The organism is Bradyrhizobium sp. USDA 4532 (genome assembly GCF_024171315.1).
Classification (GTDB): Bacteria; Pseudomonadota; Alphaproteobacteria; order Rhizobiales; family Xanthobacteraceae; genus Bradyrhizobium; species Bradyrhizobium australafricanum.
The window spans coordinates 8,543,452-8,562,934 of sequence record NZ_JALJZN010000001.1 but is presented as its reverse complement, the minus strand read 5'-3'; the positions used below and the strand labels follow the sequence as shown (position 1 = coordinate 8,562,934).

The 19,483-nt window shown below is 62.7% G+C and carries 15 protein-coding genes, 1 tRNA gene and 1 pseudogene; 4 read left to right on the top strand and 13 right to left on the bottom strand.

The features are described 5' to 3' along the window. Positions 1 to 77: 77 nt before the first annotated feature. Positions 78 to 674 carry a hypothetical protein gene (locus J2R76_RS39515; protein WP_253625895.1) on the bottom strand — a complete coding sequence of 199 codons (597 nt, stop codon included), beginning with the start codon at positions 672 to 674 and terminating at the stop codon, positions 78 to 80. Between the two features lie 558 nt (positions 675 to 1,232). Further along, positions 1,233 to 1,508, bottom strand: coding sequence for a DUF2285 domain-containing protein (locus J2R76_RS39510; RefSeq protein ID WP_225649488.1), 276 nt, complete (start codon positions 1,506 to 1,508; stop codon positions 1,233 to 1,235). 90 nt (positions 1,509 to 1,598) lie between these two features. Here J2R76_RS39510 and J2R76_RS39505 point away from each other — a divergent pair, with 90 nt between their 5' ends. Beyond that, positions 1,599 to 1,832, top strand: a complete 234-nt coding sequence (locus J2R76_RS39505) for a helix-turn-helix domain-containing protein (protein WP_225649489.1) — start codon at positions 1,599 to 1,601, stop codon at positions 1,830 to 1,832. A 309-nt stretch (positions 1,833 to 2,141) separates the two neighbouring features. Here J2R76_RS39505 and J2R76_RS39500 read toward each other — a convergent pair. The 6 genes from J2R76_RS39500 to J2R76_RS39475 form a co-directional block, all read right to left on the bottom strand. Continuing rightward, positions 2,142 to 2,217, bottom strand: a tRNA-Lys gene (locus tag J2R76_RS39500). A gap of 164 nt (positions 2,218 to 2,381) precedes the next feature. After that, positions 2,382 to 2,972 carry a Spy/CpxP family protein refolding chaperone gene (locus J2R76_RS39495; RefSeq protein ID WP_253625894.1) on the bottom strand — a complete coding sequence of 197 codons (591 nt, stop codon included), beginning with the start codon at positions 2,970 to 2,972 and terminating at the stop codon, positions 2,382 to 2,384. A 162-nt stretch (positions 2,973 to 3,134) separates the two neighbouring features. Next, the gene (locus tag J2R76_RS39490; protein WP_076834271.1) at positions 3,135 to 4,418 is read right to left on the bottom strand and encodes a TRAP transporter large permease; all 1,284 of its coding nucleotides are present in this window, start codon (positions 4,416 to 4,418) and stop codon (positions 3,135 to 3,137) included. After that, positions 4,418 to 4,990 (bottom strand): TRAP transporter small permease, encoded by a 573-nt coding sequence (locus tag J2R76_RS39485; RefSeq protein ID WP_057020631.1) that lies wholly within the window; start codon positions 4,988 to 4,990, stop codon positions 4,418 to 4,420. Before J2R76_RS39485 ends, J2R76_RS39490 begins: the two co-directional genes overlap by 1 nt. 320 nt (positions 4,991 to 5,310) lie before the next feature. After that, positions 5,311 to 6,315 (bottom strand): TRAP transporter substrate-binding protein, encoded by a 1,005-nt coding sequence (locus J2R76_RS39480; RefSeq protein ID WP_028342401.1) that lies wholly within the window; start codon positions 6,313 to 6,315, stop codon positions 5,311 to 5,313. Positions 6,316 to 7,396: 1,081 nt separating this feature from the next. Then, the gene (locus tag J2R76_RS39475) at positions 7,397 to 7,750 is read right to left on the bottom strand and encodes a DUF2200 domain-containing protein (RefSeq protein ID WP_057020632.1); all 354 of its coding nucleotides are present in this window, start codon (positions 7,748 to 7,750) and stop codon (positions 7,397 to 7,399) included. 311 nt (positions 7,751 to 8,061) lie between these two features. On the opposite strand from J2R76_RS39475, the pseudogene J2R76_RS39470 reads away from it, so the two are divergent. Next, positions 8,062 to 9,011, top strand: a pseudogene (locus tag J2R76_RS39470) (MBL fold metallo-hydrolase). A gap of 691 nt (positions 9,012 to 9,702) precedes the next feature. On the opposite strand, the gene dapD reads toward J2R76_RS39470, so the two are convergent. From dapD to glp, 4 genes are all read right to left on the bottom strand, one after another. Beyond that, entirely contained in the window at positions 9,703 to 10,674 is a 972-nt protein-coding gene (gene dapD / locus J2R76_RS39465) for a 2,3,4,5-tetrahydropyridine-2,6-dicarboxylate N-succinyltransferase (RefSeq protein WP_168857135.1), read from the bottom strand. Positions 10,675 to 10,906: 232 nt separating this feature from the next. Further along, a complete protein-coding gene (gene fdhF / locus J2R76_RS39460; RefSeq protein WP_375166558.1) occupies positions 10,907 to 13,693 on the bottom strand; it encodes a formate dehydrogenase subunit alpha in 2,787 nt (928 codons plus the stop codon). A gap of 36 nt (positions 13,694 to 13,729) precedes the next feature. After that, positions 13,730 to 15,442 (bottom strand): NADH-ubiquinone oxidoreductase-F iron-sulfur binding region domain-containing protein, encoded by a 1,713-nt coding sequence (locus J2R76_RS39455; protein WP_253625892.1) that lies wholly within the window; start codon positions 15,440 to 15,442, stop codon positions 13,730 to 13,732. A gap of 207 nt (positions 15,443 to 15,649) precedes the next feature. Next, positions 15,650 to 16,903 carry a gephyrin-like molybdotransferase Glp gene (gene glp / locus J2R76_RS39450; RefSeq protein WP_253625891.1) on the bottom strand — a complete coding sequence of 418 codons (1,254 nt, stop codon included), beginning with the start codon at positions 16,901 to 16,903 and terminating at the stop codon, positions 15,650 to 15,652. 184 nt (positions 16,904 to 17,087) lie between these two features. Here glp and J2R76_RS39445 point away from each other — a divergent pair, with 184 nt between their 5' ends. Then, positions 17,088 to 17,972 (top strand): formate dehydrogenase accessory sulfurtransferase FdhD, encoded by an 885-nt coding sequence (locus J2R76_RS39445; RefSeq protein ID WP_229190078.1) that lies wholly within the window; start codon positions 17,088 to 17,090, stop codon positions 17,970 to 17,972. Next, on the top strand, positions 17,965 to 18,597 hold the full coding sequence (mobA, locus tag J2R76_RS39440) for a molybdenum cofactor guanylyltransferase MobA (RefSeq protein WP_253625890.1): 633 nt from the start codon (positions 17,965 to 17,967) through the stop codon (positions 18,595 to 18,597). The genes J2R76_RS39445 and mobA overlap by 8 nt, the downstream gene beginning before the upstream one ends. Before the next feature lie 119 nt (positions 18,598 to 18,716). Here mobA and J2R76_RS39435 read toward each other — a convergent pair whose 3' ends face one another. Next, on the bottom strand, positions 18,717 to 19,355 hold the full coding sequence (locus tag J2R76_RS39435) for an HD domain-containing protein (RefSeq protein ID WP_253626136.1): 639 nt from the start codon (positions 19,353 to 19,355) through the stop codon (positions 18,717 to 18,719). Between the last annotated feature and the right edge of the window lie 128 nt (positions 19,356 to 19,483).

Here is a 19,483-nt window from a genome sequence, read left to right as displayed (position 1 = left end):
CAGGAAACCGGGCTCTGGAGTATCTGGCAGGCGATCGGGCTCAAGGCACGTTTTGCCGTTACGCAGTCCCCGAACTGTTAGTTGGCCCCATTGCTTGGGAACAGCACCTTGTAGGGAATTCCCAACTCATCCACCTCATCGAATTCATGGACGGACAGATAGGGACTGCCGCCTTTCAGAAGCTTTTTCACTTCGGAACGACCGAAGGTGATCCTGTCGAGAAAGCTGCGGATTGCCCTAACCGATTGGTTCGCCCGCTCTACGCTTTCTTTGACGTGGGATTCACGCCGAGCTTTGATCGCAACCGCGAGATCAATGTCGCCCAAATCCGCCTTATCGGTGAGATAGCTGCCAAATACGCGCACCCCAGTAACCTTGTGCGTGAGCTCGTCGCGTTCATTGATGCTGACCACGCGAACCAGAAAGGATTGGAGTAAGGCTTCGGCCTTCTCTCTCGAAATACGCGAGATGAACCTCGCATTGCATAGCTGCATCCCAAGAGGTGCAACTAGATAGCGCGTTTTGTCTTCCTCGTGACGTGTCACATAGCCCGCCCTGACCAGGGCCTCTTCGATTTCCTGCTTCCGGCCGCCATTGACCTTGAACTGCTCTCCAATGGCCTCAGCGGGAAAGCTTACCTCGTGAAACCTGAGAAAGTCCCGCAACTTGATCAAGCGAACTCCAGCAAGCGTCTCGTTCTTCCCCACCCGCATTATTGGTCTCTCATGATTTGAAGATTTTGCGCCTACATACACGACGGCACAGAAGAGTGGTTAACAGCCACGCATCCTTATTCGCATCCGACAACGCGGTAGACACTTGCTCGGCTGATCCCGACGCGACCCGCGATTGGCTCGCGCCTAGAGCATGTTGTTTTTGCCGGAATCGAGATTCCCAGAGACAATTTCTGATTCAAACTCCACGCTGGGGAACGGCGGCCAGCATGGATGATGCGCTCCTTCGCGAACTCGCTCTGGCGATGGGAACCGCCGTGCCAATGACATGTTCGCAACCGTCAATGACCATCTGAAGCGGGTTGTCATTGGGGCCGCAGTCGAACTTAGGTATTGCTTCCTCCGATATGCAGCAGCTAACAAGGATTGCGGCGCAATAGTTACAAACGACCGGGTAGTGGGAAGTCCCTAGTTTGGCACCACGTGGTGCCTCCGGATCACCACACATTGGCTGGGGGATATGAATTCTAAATCCGCGCTTGAATCGACGGATTTCTTCTAATTCGACCCTACACCACGTAAGACACGTCCCCGTTGCGTCATCCATTTAGCACGCGAGAGATGGCTCTGGTATGCGTTGTGCGCGCGGTCCGCTTCACGCTCCGGGTTGATATGTAGGACGATTCGGGCCACGTCCCGCCAGTCCGCCCCCTCACCCTCAGCCTGCAGAAGGCGAATGTAAGTCACAACGTGCTGCTCATCGTAGAATGTCGGCGCCGGCTCAGTGGGAGCCAGGTCAGCCACATCAGGATCGAGCGGCGGTGTCTCCTGCATTATCCCTTCCAATAGCCGCGCCCCAAGGCTGTGTGAACTTGAATACTATAGTCTGTAGTCCTTTAGTGTTCAAGGCAACACTGTGAGGGTGTGAAAAGCCCCAATCTGGCCTTCGGAAAAATCATTGCTGGCCTAAGGCTTTCTGCTCGCCTTTCGCAGGAAGAGCTGGCCGATCGGGCGACTATTCATCGGACGTATGTGAGTCAGATCGAACGAGGGCTGAAATCCCCCACGATCGTCATGCTCTTTCGCTTGGCGAAAGCACTTGACACGACCCCCAGCAAGATTCTGCAGCAACTCGAAATTGACATTGGCGCGGCGTGACCATGCGAACGTCTACATCCGTGTCGCGGCTAGGCTGTCCCGCCTTCGGACAATGTGCGGAAGGTCAGAACCGACGGGCAAACAGGTTGTCCGTTTTGCTCGCCCTAATATCCTATTCTACGACGAGCACATAATCGACCTGTACCATCCGATCTGCGCGCTGTATCGAATGGGGTGAAGATACAGAGACAAAGGGAAAGTCGCGTAGCAATGGGCTGCGCGACTGCCGTCCACAAAAAATGTCGCACGAGACTCGTTTTGGTCTCGACCGCCATCTCGCGAAGGTACTGGAAAAGAAGGCCTTTTCCTTGGTGGGCGCACCAGGGCTCGAACCTGGGACCCGCTGATTAAGAGTCAGCTGCTCTACCAACTGAGCTATGCGCCCGGAACTTGTCCGGAAATGACCCTCGCAAGAGAGCGGTCGTTTAGCAAAGCGATTCCCCGATGTCCAGCAAGCTCAAGCAAGTTTTCCCGACTTTCTGACAACCGAAAGGCCGCCGGAATCCGGCGGCCTTTCATAGGCTTGGCGAGGGTGCCGGCGGACGGCGCTCAGAGCCGGCCGGAGCGCTCCTGATCAGGGCCATCGTCGCGGTCGAAACGGTCGTGATCGAAGCCGCGGCCGCCGCGCTCCCAGCGGTCCATGCCGCGCTCGAGGCGGTGGCGGCGCCAGCCTTCGGTGCCGAAGCCGCGCCCTTCCATATGGGTAAGCATGCTCAGCCGCCGCTTCTGGTTGTCGTCGAGCGTCTTGTAGAGCGGGTCGGCGGCATCGGCGATCTTCGTCAGCGACGTCGCGGTCGCCGCCATGTTGCCGGCGCGCTCGCGCAGGCGGGCGACCGGATCATCCGGCTTCTGCGACTTGTCCGCATCGGTCTTCTCGGCGGCCATCCGCGCATTGGCACGATCGAGCCGCATCTTCGCGAAGTCGCGCACCGCGGCCTCAACCGGCGGCCACAGCTTCTCCTGATCGGCGTTGAGCTTCAGCCCGGCGTGGACGGCGGCGATCCGCGCGTCGAGGAAGGCGGCCCGATCCTCGGGGCTCATCCGCATATGGCCGTGGAACCAGGGACGATGCTGGGCATAGACCGCGGTCGAACCGGCAATCGTGAGCGCCGCGATGCCGGCGAGCAGAACTTTCTTCATACGAACCTCCTTTGAAGGTTGCTCGAAGATGATGCCGCCCGCCCGCGCCTTCAACTTACGGATTGGACAGAGAGAGCTCTGTTACCAAGATGTAATCCGCTTTCATTGCACCGCAGAAACATCCAAGGCGCGAGGTCGCGCTTTGGATGTCTGTTGTTTGCGCTAGATCATGCCGAGCAAGCGCGGCAGCCACAGCGAGATCTCCGGCACGTAGGTGATCAGGCCGAGGAACACCAGCATCGCGCACAGCCATGGCAACACCGAGATGGTGATCTCGCTGATGCCCATCTTGGCGATACTGCTCGCAATGTAGAGGTTGAGCCCGACCGGCGGGTGGCACAGCCCGACCTCGGTGTTGACGATCATCAGGATGCCGAGATGCACCGGGTGCACGCCGAGCTTGGTCGCCAGCGGAAACAGGATCGGCGCCATGATCAGGAGGATCGACGACGGATCCATCACGTTGCCGGCGAGCAGCAGGATGATGTTGACGACGAGCAGGAACATCCAGACCGAGAAGTTCTTGTCGATGATCCAGGCCGCCATCTCCTGCGGGATCTGCTCGTGCGTCATCAGGAACGAGAACAGCACCGCGTTGGTGATGATGTAGAGCAGCATCGAGCTCATGCTCGCCGCCTGCAGCAGCACCTTCGGCACCTCGGAGAGCTTCAGCTCCTTGTAGACGAATACGGTGATGAAGAAGGCATAGGTTGCGGCGACCGCGGCCGCTTCGGTCGGCGTGAAGATGCCGCCATAGATGCCGCCGAGCACGATCGCGATCAGCAGCAGGCCCCAGATGCTTTCGCGGAACGCCGTGAACTGCTGGCCGATGGTCGCGCGTGGCATCTTCGGATAGCCGTTGCGCTGTGCGACGAAGAAAGTCACCGCCGCCAGCATCAGCGCGAGCACGACGCCCGGCACGATGCCGGCCATGAACAGCGCGCCGATCGAGGTGTTGGTGGAGACGCCGTAGAGCACCAGGATGATCGAGGGCGGCACCAGGATGCCGAGCGCGCCCGAGGTCGAGATCACGCCGACGCCGAACCGCTTCGGATAGCCGTGATCGACCATCGCCGGCATCATGATCGAGCCGATAGCAACCACGGTGGCGACGCTCGAGCCCGAGATCGCCGCGAACATCGCGCAGGCCGCGACGCCGGCCAGCCCAAGGCCGCCGGGCAGATGTCCGACCAGCGAGGTGGTGAACGCGATCATGCGCCGCGCGACGCCGCCGCGGGTCAGGAAGGTGCCCGCCAGGATGAAGAACGGGATCGCCATGATGCCGAAATTGTCGAGACCCGAAAACAGCTTCAGGCCGACGCTCTCGATCGGCACCTCGGTCATGGTGAACAGGAAGGTGAGCACGGTCAGGCCGAGCGAAATCGAGATCGGCATGCCCGTCAGCATCAGGGCAAACAGCAGTCCGAAAATAAGTGCGGCGCTCATCACGCTTCTCCAAGCGCGACGGGCGCGGTCTTGCTGGTCTCGACGCCATCGACATGGGAGGCGTCATGGTGCGGCAGGTCGTCGGTCCACCAGTAATTCCAGCACACCTGCAGGAAGCGGAAGCACATCAGATAGGAGCCGAGCGGGATGCAGGCGTAGACGATCCAGCTCGGGATCTCGAGATCCGGCGAGACCTGGTCGGTATGCATCAATTCGAACACGAATTTGGCACCCATGGTGCCGACGATCCCTGTGAATAGCGCGCCGCCGAGCAGGCCGAAGGTGATGGTGCGCTTGCGCCAGAAATCGTTGAGGCGGTTGATCAGGACGTCGACGCCGACATGGACGCCGGCGCGCACGCCATAGGCGGCGCCGAACTTCGCCATCCAGATGAACATGTAGATGCAGAGTTCCTGCGACCAGGCGAGATTGATGCCGAACAGGTACGGATAGAGCACGGGAACGTCGACCAGAAAACGGTGCACGACCGTGACGAAGGTCAGCAGCGTCGCGGCCCCCATCAGGCTCGCGATGATGATTTCCTCGAGCCGGTCCAGAATTTTAAGCAGCATTGATCTCCCCTGTCATGGCCTGATGCCGCAACCGGCCACGGCACCCTGGCCGCGACCTCACGCGGCCGCGGCGTTCACTATGTTTGCGGTTCAAGTCCCGCGTGACTGTTGCCGTCGATCGGAGCTGCCTCCGATCTACCTCGCCCCGCGTGCGGGGAGAGGTCGAAATTCAAGCGCAGCTTGAATTTCCGGTGAGGGGGAGCTTCCGCGAGCACATCTGGAGCCGCGTTCGCGGAGAAGGCCCCTCACCCCAACCCTCTCCCTGCAAGAACCGGGAGAGGGAGCTCGTCTGGCATCGCCTCAGCGGCGAAGCATCGCAGCTAGTTCATCGGGCTGCGGCCGGTTTCCTTGAGGAATTCGTCGATCAACGGCTGGCCGACGCGCGATGCCACGTCCTTGTAGACCGGCATCATCGCCTTGCGCATCGCCTCGTCCTGCTCCGGCGTCAACGCGACGATCTCGGTCTTGCCGGCCTTCTTGATCTCGGCGAGCGCGTCGTCGTTTTCCTTGGCCGACTGGCTGTTGCCGAACTCGGTGGCTTCCTTCATTGCCTTGGAGAGCTGCTCGCGGATATCGGCCGGCAGGCCGTCCCAGAACTTCTTGTTCACGACCACGACGTAGCCGATGTAGCCGTGATTGGTGACGGTGGCGTACTTCTGCACCTCATGCATTTTCTGGGTGTAGATGTTCGACCAGGTGTTCTCCTGGCCGTCGACCACGCCGGTCTGCAGCGCCTGGTAGACGTCGGAGAATGCCATCACCTGCGGGATCGCGCCGAGCGCGCGGAACTGGGCTTCCAGCACCTTCGACGACTGGATGCGGAACTTGAGCCCCTTGTAGTCGGCGGGCGCGACCAGCTTCTTGTTCGCGCTCATCTGCTTGAAGCCGTTGTCCCAATAGGCGAGACCGGTCATGCCCTTGGAATCCAGCTTCTTGAGCAGCTGGGCGCCGAGCGGCCCGTCGGTGACCTTCCGCAGCGACTTCAGGTCGGGCAGGATGTAGGGCAGATCGAAGACTTCGAATTCCTTGATGCCGATCGGGCCGAACTTCGAGTTTGACGGCGCCAGCATCTGCACCGCGCCGAGCTGCAGCGCCTCGAGCTCTTCCTTGTCCTTGTAAAGCGTCGAGTTCGGGTAGACCTCGACCTTCACCTTGCCGCCGGTGTACTTCTCGGCGAGTTCCTTGAACTTGTCGGCCGCCTTGCCCTTCGGCGTATCCGAGGCCACCACGTGGCTGAATTTGAGAACGATCGGCGACTGCGCCGCCGCAGGCCCGACAAAGGTCAAAGCCGCGATCGACGCCGCAGCCAATATGAGTTTACGCATGTTTCCTCCCGCGTAATTGCGGAGCGCGAATACCGGCCCCGAGACATCCGGTCGCACCATTACAGACAAGCAAAGACGATTGCCATTGCCCCTTTAGCAGGGGCCAATTGCACCATTGCTGCACTGCAAAATTCGATGCGGCGGTATCCCCTTCGGCTCTTGCGACCGTTCAATGACACCGCCCGCACGCTGTGCCCGGCCACGGCAATGAGGTCAATGCGAGGTTTGGCAATGGCGGGTTCGCCGGGCGCGAATGCTGCGCGTGTTTCTTGCCGGCTGTCGCCCTGCGAAAACAGAGATCCATACGCCGCGGCAAATCTTGCAGATGTGACTCTTCGTTGTCGTCCTGGCGAAAGCCCATAACCACCGCATTTGATTGTGAACGAGGTCGTGGCCCCAGCATCGCGCAACAAGTCTCATTTGGGGTAATGGGTCCTGGCTTTCGCCAAGACGACACTGACGCCAAGACGACACTGAATGTGTTGGACCACGTGTGGCTCATGCTTCCGCAGTCTCGCGGCGCATTGCGTCCGAGCTTTGCATCTTGTTCCGCCCTCACCTCAAGCAGAGGGCGCAGGGAAAGCCGGGTGCCGATCGCACCCATGGGCCCCGAGCAATGGGTAGAAAGCTCGGGGGTAGGACCACAGGTGTAACCGGAAACAACCCGGCTTTCCCTGCGCGATGGGCTACGGCTTACTTCGTGCTCTCCCCGGCGAGACTGGGCTTGGTTGTCACCGTCTTCGCAACGCGCACTGCGCAATCGGAAAAGACACCTGCCGCTAGGGCGTCAGGACCACACGACTTCACCGTCCGCCTCATGCACGTTCGTCAACTGCGCAATCGGCGTCCACCGCATCTCGACCCACGTTCGTGACGACCGCGAAGCGCCCCTCGTGTCGGGTGAGACGGGCAGACCATACACCGAGCCACGCTTCGGATAAAGCGAAATATTTTTGCTGCGAAGGCTTGCGCCGTCGGGCAACTCAGTGGTAGCGGCCCTCCCCGGTCCTTTCGTCATTGCGGGCGACGCACCAGCGTCCGGTGTCGCCTCGCCGGCGAACGGAATCCGGTCGATCAGGCGTCATTCCCTCCGCAGGATTTTATCCATGGCCTTTCCACGCGCCAGCTCATCGATCAGTTTATCCAGGTAACGAATTTCCCGCATGGTCGGCTCTTTGATTTCCTCAACCCTGACACCGCACACCATGCCCTTGATCAAGGCCCGCGAAGGATTCATTTCAGGCGCCTTTGCGAAGAACGTTTCGAAGTCGGTTTGTTTTTCCAACTGAGCTTCCAGCTCCTTCGAACCGTAGCCGGTCAACCAGGAGATCACCTGATCAACCTCCGCTTTGGTGCGTCCCTTCTTCTCCGCTTTCGCGACATAGAGCGGGTAAACGCTTGCGAAGCTCGTTGTATAGATCCGATGCTTGGCCATGAATTGCTCCGAACGTTCGTATTCCGGGGTCTCGACGAGGAGATATTAGTCCTGAGTTGAACCGGCTTCGCCAATCCGAAGTGTCGCACGTGGCTAGGGGCATGGCGATGGCCTGCTGCCTCCCGTTTCGTCCCCAGCGCTCGCGTGCGGCGGCCCGCATGCGTTGGCAGCAATCGCTCTACAGCGACGGCAACCACTCTGGGGCGGCGCCCCACCCGATCCGTTAGATCACCACCATGTCCAATCCACGGGCGGAAACAATGCGGCCCGCCGGGATCGAACATCAGGATCGAACGCAGGAGTTTTCAACGATGAACCAGATGATCCGCAATACTCAGCAAGCATGAACCTCGACAATGTCTCGCACGCCGGTCAGCCGGGGCCAAACGAGTTGGTGCCATCGCGCTACGCGCTGAAGATCGGCGAGATCGACGTGCTGGTCGTCAGCGACGGGGTGCTGCCGCTGCCGACCAAGATGCTGGCGCACAATGCCGAGCCGGCCGTCCGCGCGGCCTGGCTGGACGACATGTTCCTGCCGCCGGACGCGTTCGACTGGGCGCTGAACGTGGTCGTGGTGCGAAGCGGCGGGAAAACCATCCTCGTCGACGCCGGGCTGGGGTCGGACCCGGACCTGCACCTGCCGAAGGCCGGGCAGACGGTCAAGCGACTGGAGGCGGCCGGCATCGATCTTGGGTCCGTGACCGACGTGGTGCTGACCCACATGCACATGGACCACGTTGGCGGGCTGCTCGTCGAGGGCGTGAAGGAGCGGCTGCGTCCGGACCTGCGGATCCATGTGGCGGCTGCCGAGGTCAAGTTCTGGGAGGCGCCCGATTTCTCCCGCGTCTCGATGCCGCCGGGTTTCCCCGACGCGCTTCGTGCGACGGCCAAGCGGTTCAGGAAGGAATACCAGAGCCAGCTGCGGCTGTTCGACGAGGAGCACGAGGTGGCGCCCGGAGTGGTCGTCCGTCGCAGCGGCGGCCACACTCCCGGCCACAGCGTCGTTCGTCTGGCGTCCGGCGGCGACCGGCTGACATTCGCCGGTGACCTCGTGTTCGCGGTCGGGTTCGAGCACCCCGAATGGCACAATGGCTTCGAACACGATCCCGAAGAGGCGGCCCGCGCCCGGATCAGTCTGTTGCGGGAACTGGCGGCGAACCGCGAGTTGCTGGTTGCCACGCATATGCCGTTCCCGTCGGTCGGACATGTCGCGGTCGAGGGTGACGCCTTCCGTTGGGTGCCGGTGTTCTGGGACTACTGAGACCTTGTCGAGTTAGAGCCGAACCGGGGCGCGTACTCATATCGATCATGGGTGCGGGCTCCGGCTTCCGCGCGGCCCTTCTGAGCAAAGGTCGACTACGGTCCACAAGCGGTCATTCAAGCCGGCCGAGAGCGAATTAGCTTGCCTTGATTTGAGTCCTTTTGCACTCTCAGGCAAAGGAGGCCGATGCATGAAGATAATGACCGTCGCGTGCGCTCTCGGAGCGGCCCTCGTGCTGTGCAACCTCGGGACGTCTGGTGCTGAAGCCCGGGCGCGGAAGGCACAAGTCGTTCATGAACCAAGGAGGGTCATTATCCCGACGCCCGTGATAAGGCCAACTCCGTGGGACTATTATATTGTTCCACGATATCAATATCGCCCTGAAGACGACCGGGTCGATCCATACGCCCCGCCCCTGGTGTCGTCGTGGCGCCTCTATGAGGCGTGGCGGTGGCCATACTGGTGGTGAACAGCGATCGCGCCAAACAGATCACATTCCGAGTGGTGATCGTCCCACTGACGGACGGGGACTAGTGTGCTGAATGCGAAGTTCGTGCGATTTCGCGGCAGCCACTTTCACGAACTTCGCATTCATAAAGCACACTAGAATCATAAGTTTGCTAGTGTCCTTATCGAATCCGAAGTTCGCTCCGAAGGTACGGCAAATGATGCGAACTTCGGATTCGGGACACTAGCTGTGAAGTTGCGCGTTGAGGCCGTCCCAATTTGGCGTACGCTTGGTTGCCTCAAGAGCGCCGCTCTGGGAATTCCGACGAAAAAGCAGGCCCTTCTGGCCCGAGAGTTCTTTGGCTTTCAGGACTCGGCCATCTTCCAAAAGGATGCGCGCGCCTGCCGTGACATAACAGCCCGCTTCGACGATACAATCGTCACCCAATGAAATGCCGATACCGGCGTTGGCTCCGATCAGGCAGCGCTCACCGACTGTAATCCTCTCTTTCCCTCCTCCGGACAGAGTGCCCATGATCGACGCTCCGCCACCAACGTCGCTGCCGCTTCCCACAACCACGCCGGCGCTGATCCGGCCTTCGACCATGCAGGGACCGAGCGTACCCGCGTTAAAATTGCAAAAGCCTTCATGCATGACGGTTGTGCCCGGGGCCAAGTGGGCGCCGAGCCTTACGCGATCCGCATCAGCAATTCTCACGTCCGCTGGCGTCACATAATCGGTCATGCGCGGAAACTTATCCACGCCTGTCACCTCGAATGCGAGGGCACGCTTTCGTGCCTCCATTCGCGCGTCCGGTACACGGGAGCACTCACAGGGACCGAGGGTCGTCCAGGCAACGTTAGGTAAGAGACCGAAAACACCCTCGAGGTTCAGACAATTCGGCTGGACGAGCCGGTGGCTCAGCAGATGGAGTCGAAGATACGCGTCGTGCACGTCCGTCGGCGCAGATGCAAGGGAGCCAATTTCTGTACGGATTGGAACGATGTCGACATTGCGAATGTCGTCGTGTCGCGCATATCCGTCCGCCGACTCGCCCAACGATCTGCTGACCTCGTCCTTCGTGAGAGGGACCGTCGCCGTCTTGTCGGCCTCCGCGACCAGGCGCAGCTGAAGAAACCAGGAATCCAGCACGCGCCCATCAGCGGCAATCGTCGCAAATCCCTCGCCTCTCGCGCCCCTCAGCTCTATCGTCATCTGAATTTCTCACACTGCGATCCTGCACGTCATGCATACGCGAGTTCTCGTGGAAATGGCAACTTCCGGGCTCTCAAACAGGTCCGCTTTGGGGCAAAGGGCGACATGGGTCCACGCCGCAGCGACGCCCCGCTTTTACGCTCTGAGCGGATGTCGATCGACGGTGCTTGCGGTGCTGTGTCGGGCGAGCGAGTAGCCGGCGGACGGCTTTCCGCGCTTCGTCCCCGGACCGCTATTCCGCCGCGGTCCGGATATCGATCTTCTCGGCGCGGACCGCGCAGAACTTGAACTCCGGAATCTTGCCGAACGGGTCGAGCGCCGGGTTGGTCAACAGGTTGGCCGCCGCTTCCGCGTAGCAGAACGGCATGAAGACCATGTTCTCGGGCACGTCGCGGTCGGCACGCACCTTGACCTCGACCGCGCCGCGGCGCGTCTCGAGACGGATGAAGTCGCCGGGCGCGAGTCCCTTCTTGTGCATGTCCTTCGGGGTCATGAACGCGACCGCTTCGGGCTCGATCTGGTCGAGCACCTGGGCACGGCGCGTCATCGAGCCGGTGTGCCAATGTTCGAGCACGCGGCCGGTCGACAGCACCATCGGGTACTCGTCGTCGGGCAGTTCGTCAGGCGGGATCACCTTGGCCGGCACGATCCTGCCGCGGCCGCTTTCGGTCGGGAAGCCGGTGGTGAAGATGATCTCGTTGCCGGGCTTGTCGGGATCGTCGACCGGATAGGTCACCGCGCCCTCGCGCACCAGGCGGTCCCAGCTGATGTTCTTCAGTGACGGCATCAACTCGGCCATCTCGGTGAAGACCTCGCCCGGCCCCGCATAGTTCCAGGGCAGTCCCATCCGCTTGCCGATCTCCTGGATGATCCAGAGATCCTGCCTTGCATCGCCCGGCGGCTTGATCACCTCGCGCGCCAGCTGCACGCGGCGGTCGGTATTGGTGAAGGACCCGGACTTTTCGGCGAACGCCGAGGCCGGCAGGATGACGTCGGCGTGGAACGCGGTCTCTGTGACGAACAGATCCTGCACGACGAGATGATCGAGCTTGGCCAGCGCCTCGCGCGCGTGCTGCAGGTCGGGATCGGACATCGCGGGATTCTCGCCCTCAACATACATGCCGTGGATTTCGCCGGCGTGGATCGCATTCATGATCTCGACCACGGTCAGGCCGCGCACCGGATCGAGCTCCTGCCCCCAGAGTTTCTCGAAGGCGCCGCGCATGTCGTCGCGGCCGACCGGCTGGTAGTCCGGAAGGAACATCGGGATCAGGCCGGCGTCGGAGGCGCCCTGCACGTTGTTCTGCCCGCGCAGCGGATGCAGCCCGGTGCCGGGGCGGCCGACCTGGCCGGTGATCAGCGCGAGCGCGATCAGGCAGCGCGCATTGTCGGTGCCGTGGACATGCTGGCTGATGCCCATGCCCCAGAAGATGATCGACGATTTGGCGCGGGCATAGGCGCGCGCGACCTCGCGCAGCGTCTCCGCCGGAATGCCGCAGATCTGGGACATGCGCTCCGGCGTGAACTCCTGGATCTTCGCCTTCAGCTCGTCATAGCCCTCGGTATAGCCGGCGATGTACTGCTCATCGGTCAGGCCTTCGGTGATGATCGTGTGGATCATCGCGTTCAGCATCGCGACGTCGCTGCCCGGTTTGAATTGCAGGTGCTGCGTGGCGTGGCGCGACAGCGTCTGCCGGCGCGGGTCCATCACATAGAGCTTGGCGCCGCGCTTGGCGGCGTTCTTGATGTAGGTGGCGGCGACCGGATGGTTCACGGTCGGATTGGCGCCGATCACCCAGATCACCTCGGCGTCGGCCGCGGCCGCGAACGGCGCCGACACCGCGCCTGAGCTCAATCCCTCGAACAGCGCCGCCACCGACGAGGCGTGACACAGCCGCGTGCAGTGATCGACATTGTTGGAGCCGAAGCCGGTGCGCACCAGCTTCTGGAACAGATAGGCTTCCTCGTTCGAGCCCTTGGCCGAGCCGAAGCCGGCCAGCGCCTTGGCGCCCTTCTCGTCGCGGATCTTGCGCAGGCCCGCGGCGGCCAGATCGAGCGCCTCTTCCCAGGATGCCTCGCGGAAATGGGTGTAAGGATTGGCCGGATCGACCTGGTCGTTGGCATCCTTCTTGACACCGGGCAGCCGCACCAGCGGCTTGGTCAGGCGATTGGGGTGATGGATGTAGTCGAAGCCGAAGCGGCCCTTGACGCAGAGCCGGTTGTGATTGGCGGGACCATCGCGGCCTTCCGCGTAGATCACCTTCTCGTCCTTGACCTGGTAGGTGACCTGGCAGCCGACGCCGCAATACGGGCACAGCGAATCCACCTTCTTGTCCGGATAAGTGACGCGGGTCTGCTTGTCGTCGAGCATGACAGCCGGCATCAGCGCGCCGGTCGGACAGGCCTGCACGCACTCGCCGCAGGCGACGCAGGTCGATTCGCCCATCGGATCGTCGAAGTCGAACACGATCTTGGCGTCGTGGTTGCGGTAGGCCATGCCGATCACGTCGTTGACCTGCACCTCGCGGCACGCCCGCACGCACAGGCCGCACTGGATGCAGGCGTCGAGATTGACCCTCATCGCCGGATGGCTGGTGTCGGCGTGCCAGCGTTCAGTCGCGGGAAAGCGGCTTTCGGTCACGCCGGTCTTCTCGGCCCAGTGCCAGAATTTCGAGTCCGGATCGTGCGAAGTCTCGCGCGCCGGCTGGTCCGCCACCAGCAGCTCCATCACCATCTTCTGCGCCGCGACGGCACGCTGGCTGGCCGACTTCACCTTCATGCCGACCGTCGGCGTCCGCTTGCAGGACGCCGCCAGCACGCGCTCGCCTTCGATTTCGACCATGCAGGCGCGGCAGTTGCCGTCCGGCCTGTAGTCCGGCGCGGGCGAATAGCACAGATGCGGGATCTCGGTGCCCTGGCGCTTGGCGACCTGCCAGATCGTCTCGCCGGCCCGCGCCTCGACCTGCTGGCCGTCGAGCTCGAACTGAATCGTCAGGCCTGAGTTCTGATTGTTGCTCATTCAAATCCTCGTCGAAATTCGTCTGCTCGGCCGCGCCTACTCGGCGGCTTGCTGCGGACGAAAGCCGTCCGGAAAATATTTGATCACAGAGGTCAGCGGATTGGAGGCCGCCTGACCGAGGCCACAGATCGACGCATCGCGCATCGCCTGGCTCAATTGGTCGAGCAGTTCCTTGTTCCAGACCGGCTGCTGCATCAACAGCGCCGCCTTCTCGGTTCCGGCGCGGCACGGCGTGCATTGCCCGCAGCTCTCGTCCTCGAAGAACTTCATCAGGTTCAGCGCGGCGTCCCTGACGTCATCGACCTGCGAGAGCACGACCACGGCGGCGGAGCCGATGAAGCAGCCATATTTCTCCAGCGTGCCGAAATCGAGCGGGATGTCGTCCATCGACGCCGGCAGGATGCCGCCGGATGCACCGCCCGGCAGATAGGCCTGCAAGGTATGGCCATCGGCCATGCCACCGCAGAACTCGTCGATCAACTCGCGCAGCGTGATGCCGGCGGGAGCGAGCTTGACGCCGGGATTTTTGACGCGTCCCGACACCGAGAAGCTGCGCAGGCCGTGGCGCTCGTTGCGGCCGTGGCTCTTCCACCAGTCGGCGCCCTTCTCGACGATGTCGCGCACCCACCACAACGTCTCGATGTTGTTGATCAGCGTCGGCAGGCCGAACAGCCCGACCTGGAACGGATATGGTGGCTTGTGCCGCGGCAGGCCGCGCTTGCCCTCGATCGATTCCAGCAGCGAGGATTCCTCGCCGCAGATATAGGCACCGGCGCCGCGCCGCAGATGCAGCGTCGGACCACCCGGCGGAAGCTTCGCGATCTCGCGGGCGAGTATCTCGCGGCAGGCCGGGTACTCGTCGCGGATATAGACGTAGACTTCGGGCGCCTCGACCACGTGGGCGCCGATCAGCATGCCCTCGAGGAAGCGATGCGGATCGGTCTCGAGATAATAGCGGTCCTTGAACGTGCCGGGCTCGCCCTCGTCGCCGTTCACCGCCATCAAGCGCGGACCGGGTTCGCCGAGCACCGCGCGCCACTTGCGGCCGGTCGGAAAACCGGCGCCGCCGAGGCCGCGCAGCGACGCATCGTCGAGCGCCTTCAGCAGGTCTTCGCGCGGCAGCTCGCCCGAGCGCAGGCGCGCCAGCAGCTGGTATCCGCCGCCCGCCACATAGGCGTCGTAGTCGACATATGGCGGAAGGTGCACATGGGTGTCGCCGCTCCTCGCCGCCGCCAGCACATTGGTGACGGTCGCATGATCGACGAAGTTGTGGCCGACCTCGGTGGCGGGCGCTGTGTCGCAGCGGCCGACGCACGGTGCGCGCACGACGCGGATGCCGGGGCCGGCGCGGTTCTGCAGATCCTTCAACAGCTGTTCGCCGCCGAGCATCGCGCAGGTCAGCGAATCGCAGACACGTACGGTGAGCGGCGCGATGTCAGCCTCGCCTTCCTTCACGATGTCGAAATGCGCGTAGAAGGTGGCGGTCTCGAACACTTCGGCGAATGACAGCTTCATCTCGTCGGCGAGCGCGGCAAGATGCGCCGCCGAGATCTGATGGTATTTGTCCTGGATCAGATGCAGATACTCGATCAGGAGGTCGCGCCGCCTCGGACGATCGCCGAGCAGCGTCTCGATCTCATGGGCGGCCACGGGGTCGACCTGGCGTCCCTTGGGCGTGGCCTTCGCTCGCTTCCTGCCCTGTCCGGGATGCTCGAACGCACGAACCTTGTGAACGTCGTCTCGACTCATGAAGCCTCGCCTTGGGAACCACGCTTTGCGCGAATTGCACTGCTTCGACGAACTCTATTCTCTGGTATGCCAGAGGCAAGCAGTTTTAGAACGCCTCTAGCAGCGTCGGGTTGCCGCGTAGGCCATTGTTTATGTTTGCCTATCGGGCGATCTGATTTTGCTATCGCGCACCGGTCGCGCTGCGCGGTCCCGACCGCGTTTCAGCTCTCACAGCAGGTCGGCGTAGCCGAGAAAGCCGACGGCATCGCCAGGTTCAACCCGCACCACCGACTCGCCGAGTTCGACCAGTCCATCGGTCTCGATCAGCGACGACAGCAGACCGGCTCCCTCGCGAGGAAACTTGTTCGCTTCCAGCGTACCGTCCGTCGCCCGTCGCAGCGAGACGCGGACATATTCGCGCCGCCCGCTCTTCTTCTTGTAGCTGAAGGCCGCCCGCACCGGCATCGGCAGCAAGGGGGACGGCACAGCGCCCGATAGCGCCAGCACGGTCGGCCGCACGACATGAACGAAGGTGACGAAACTCGCCACCGGATTGCCGGGCAGGCCGATCAGCGGGGTGCCGTCGATGATTCCCATCGCCACCGGGCGGCCGGGCTTGATCGCCATCCGCCACAGCACCAGCGAGCCCGCCTGCTCGATGCCGGCCCTGACGTGGTCCTCTTCGCCGGTCGAGACCCCGCCGGTGGTCAGGATCAGGTCGTAGCGCCGCGCGACCTGCTTGAGCGCCGCGGCGAGCTCGGCCCGCTCGTCGCGCAGGATGCCGAGATCGCCGACCTCGCAACCGAGCCGCCGCAACATCGCCATCAGCATGAAGCGGTTGGAATCGAACAGTTGCGCTTCGGCGCGCGCGCTGCCGGGCGCAGCCAGTTCATCGCCGGTCGAGAACACCCCGACGCGAAGCCGCCGCACCACATCGAGCGTGGTGAGTCCGAAGGCGGCGGCGACCGCGATATCCTGCGGCCGCAGCCGCCGGCCCGCCGCCAGCGCGACGTGGCCGCGCGGAATGTCTTCGCCGCTGGGGCGCACATTGGCGCCGACCTTGAGGCCGGACGGCAGGATCACACGCCCGGAATCGTCGATCCGCACGTCTTCCTGCATGAACACGGTGTCGGTGCCATCGGGCATCGGCGCGCCGGTGAAGATCCGCACCGCTTGGCCCGCCTGCGCCGGCTGCGCCGACGCGCCCGCCTGCACCCGTCCGGCAACGGGAAACGCGCGCTCGCCGCTCGCCGGCAGGTCCGCGCCGGATACCGCGTAGCCGTCGACGGCGGAATTCTTGAACGGCGGCAGCGCAAGCGGCGCGACAATGTCGCCGGCCAGGATGCGTCCGTCCGCATCCACCAGGGCAACGGCTTCGGTCTCGCCGACAGGCTTGACCCGCGCGGCGATGATCGCGACGGCTTCGTCGACCGACATCATCGGTCCGCCGAACGCGAAGCAGTCGTCCGAAAGCTGCGCCATGATCTCCCTCAGTCCTCGCCATCGACAAGATTTGTTCGACCCGGATCGCGAACTGCGGCGTTATCGTTAAAGCCGGACCGATCGATGGCAGTTCCCGCGACGCGGCGGAGAGTCGCCAGTCAGTCTCCGAACGTGCTTATATCCCCAGCTGCGATGCCATGTGAACCCATCTGGACGTCAAGCAGTGCCCGAGAAAACCACAGCTCCCATCATTGTTCCTGATCCGGACGATCCACGCCTGACGGAGCGCGTGGTCGGCGTCGATCAGACCGGCACGCGGACCGAGATCAAGGTGCCGGTCGAGCGGCCGCTGACGCTGTACCTCAACGCGCAGGAGATCGTCACGATGATGACGATCAACGACTACCCCGAATACCTCGCGCTCGGCTACCTCTTGAACCAGAACATGCTCAAATACGACGACGTCGTCACCGAGGTCGAATATGACGACGATCTCGAGGTCGTCGTCGTGCGTACCGCGCACCACACCAATTTCGAGGCCAAGCTGAAGAAGCGCACGCAGACCTCGGGCTGCGCCCAGGGCACGGCGTTCGGCGACCTGCTCGAAGCCGTCGAGAAGGTGGCGCTGCCGAAAGCCGAATTGCGGACCTCCTGGCTCTACCGGATGACGCACACCATCAACACGATGCCCTCGCTCTATCTGGAAGCCGGCGCCATTCACGGCTGCGTGCTGTGCAAGGAGGCGACGCCGGTGTGCTACACCGAGGACGTCGGCCGGCATAATGCCGTCGACAAGATCGCGGGCTGGATCTATCGGCACAATGTCGATCCCGCCGACAAGATTCTCTACACCACCGGGCGGCTGACCTCGGAGATGGTGATCAAGACGGTGCGGATGGGGATCCCGATCCTGGTCTCCCGCTCCGGATTCACGGCGTGGGGCGTCGATCTGGCGCGGCAGGTCGGATTGACGCTGGTCGGGCGCGCCCGCGGCAAGCGCTTCATCGCGCTGTCCGGTAAGGAGCGGATCGTCTACGACCAGAACCTCGACTATGTCGAAGAGGAATCGATGCGTCACAAGCGCAAGGGCGAGACCGACAATGACTGACATTCCGGGGTCCGGCATCCCGGGCGTGCTGCTCGCCGGCGGCCTCGCGCGCCGGATGGGCGGCGGCGACAAGCCGATGCGCAAGATCGCGGGCCGCACCATTCTGCAGCGGGTGATCGACCGTCTCGCTCCGCAATGCAGTGGGCTGATCATCAACGCCAATGGCGACCCGGCGCGCTTCGCCGCGTTCGGCCTTCCGGTCGTCGCCGACGATGTCGCCGACTATCCCGGTCCGCTCGCCGGCATCCTGGCCGCGCTCGACTGGACCGCCGCCAACCGGCCGGATGCGCAATGGGTGCTGAGCGCCGCGGGCGACTGTCCGTTTCTGCCGCGCGACCTCGTCACGCGCCTGGAGCAAGCGCGCGCGGCCGTGAATGCCGAGCTCGCGGTCGCTTCATCCGGCGGGCAGACGCATCCCGTCATCGGTCTCTGGAGCGTCCGCTTGCGGAACGAGTTGCGCAAGGCGCTTGTCGTCGAGGACGTGCGCAAGATCGACCGCTGGACCGCGCGCTATCCGCTCGCAACGGTCGAGTGGCCGACCGAGCCGCTGAATCCGTTCTTCAATGCCAACACCGTCGAGGACATCGCGGAAGCCGACCGCCTCGCCGCGCTCGACGGCGGATAGAGCATCGGTTCTGATTGAATCAGAACCGAAGCTCTAGCTAGATTCTTGTTTTGACGCGTTTTCTTCACGCGAACCGGCGTCCACTTCGCTCGAAAACGCTCTAACGTCCGCCGCCCCACTCAGCTCGGCCACGGCGTGTTGCGGATCCGGGTGCAGGCGTTCGGCCTGTGAAATGTGGGATCGCGCTCCGCGACGAAGTCGAAATTGACAGTGCCGAACGTGGTCTGCGGCTTCTTCAGGGCCGAGCAGGTCTGAACCTCGATGAACTCGTTCTTGAAATCGCCGCGGGGAAACGCGGCAAGGACGCCGTCGCGCTGCTCGGCGGTATAGTCATCGTATCCGACGCCGACGGCATCGACCAATACGCCTGCATTGGTGAGCGCGATTTCAGGCCGCATGTATTGCGGAATGCCGGGCGTGGTGTGCAAGGCGATCGCCTCCCACACCAGGTCCGCTTTGGGCTCGGCGATGCCGTGGCTCCTGAGAAATTTGCGCGCCGCATCGGCGCCGTCGACTTCAAACCGTTTGGTCTCGGTATGAAAATGATCGACAAGGCCGAGATCATGAAACAGCGCGGCAACATAAAGCAGTTCAGCGTCGAACTTCAGATTTTGCCTGGCGCCCTTGAGCGCGCCGAACACAAACACGCGGACCGAGTGATTGAACAACATCTCGGTCTCATATTGCCGCACCAACTCGGCGGCCTCCCGCGCGATCTTGCTGTCCGGGATTCGAATGCCGGAAATCGTGTCCGCCATCATCGCACTCCTGCCCTGTGTAGCGTCCCGAATGCATGCACTGGACGGCCAATGGCGTCACGATTCATGCGCGCCGGCACTCCGCTACAGTGAATCGTACCACTACCTAACCCGCGAAGCGGCAACCG

Excerpts from the sequence above, each read along its gene's own strand:
- J2R76_RS39510 (WP_225649488.1), bottom strand. The coding sequence starts at position 1,508 with ATGCAGGAGACACCGCCGCTCGATCCTGATGTGGCTGACCTGGCTCCC.
- J2R76_RS39495 (WP_253625894.1), bottom strand. The coding sequence starts at position 2,972 with ATGAAGAAAGTTCTGCTCGCCGGCATCGCGGCGCTCACGATTGCCGGT.
- J2R76_RS39490 (WP_076834271.1), bottom strand. The coding sequence starts at position 4,418 with ATGAGCGCCGCACTTATTTTCGGACTGCTGTTTGCCCTGATGCTGACG.
- J2R76_RS39485 (WP_057020631.1), bottom strand. The coding sequence starts at position 4,990 with ATGCTGCTTAAAATTCTGGACCGGCTCGAGGAAATCATCATCGCGAGC.
- J2R76_RS39480 (WP_028342401.1), bottom strand. The coding sequence starts at position 6,315 with ATGCGTAAACTCATATTGGCTGCGGCGTCGATCGCGGCTTTGACCTTT.
- J2R76_RS39475 (WP_057020632.1), bottom strand. The coding sequence starts at position 7,750 with ATGGCCAAGCATCGGATCTATACAACGAGCTTCGCAAGCGTTTACCCG.
- dapD (WP_168857135.1), bottom strand. The coding sequence starts at position 10,674 with ATGACGATAGAGCTGAGGGGCGCGAGAGGCGAGGGATTTGCGACGATT.
- fdhF (WP_375166558.1), bottom strand. The coding sequence starts at position 13,693 with ATGAGCAACAATCAGAACTCAGGCCTGACGATTCAGTTCGAGCTCGAC.
- J2R76_RS39455 (WP_253625892.1), bottom strand. The coding sequence starts at position 15,442 with ATGAGTCGAGACGACGTTCACAAGGTTCGTGCGTTCGAGCATCCCGGA.
- glp (WP_253625891.1), bottom strand. The coding sequence starts at position 16,903 with ATGGCGCAGCTTTCGGACGACTGCTTCGCGTTCGGCGGACCGATGATG.
- mobA (WP_253625890.1), top strand. The coding sequence starts at position 17,965 with ATGACTGACATTCCGGGGTCCGGCATCCCGGGCGTGCTGCTCGCCGGC.
- J2R76_RS39435 (WP_253626136.1), bottom strand. The coding sequence starts at position 19,355 with ATGGCGGACACGATTTCCGGCATTCGAATCCCGGACAGCAAGATCGCG.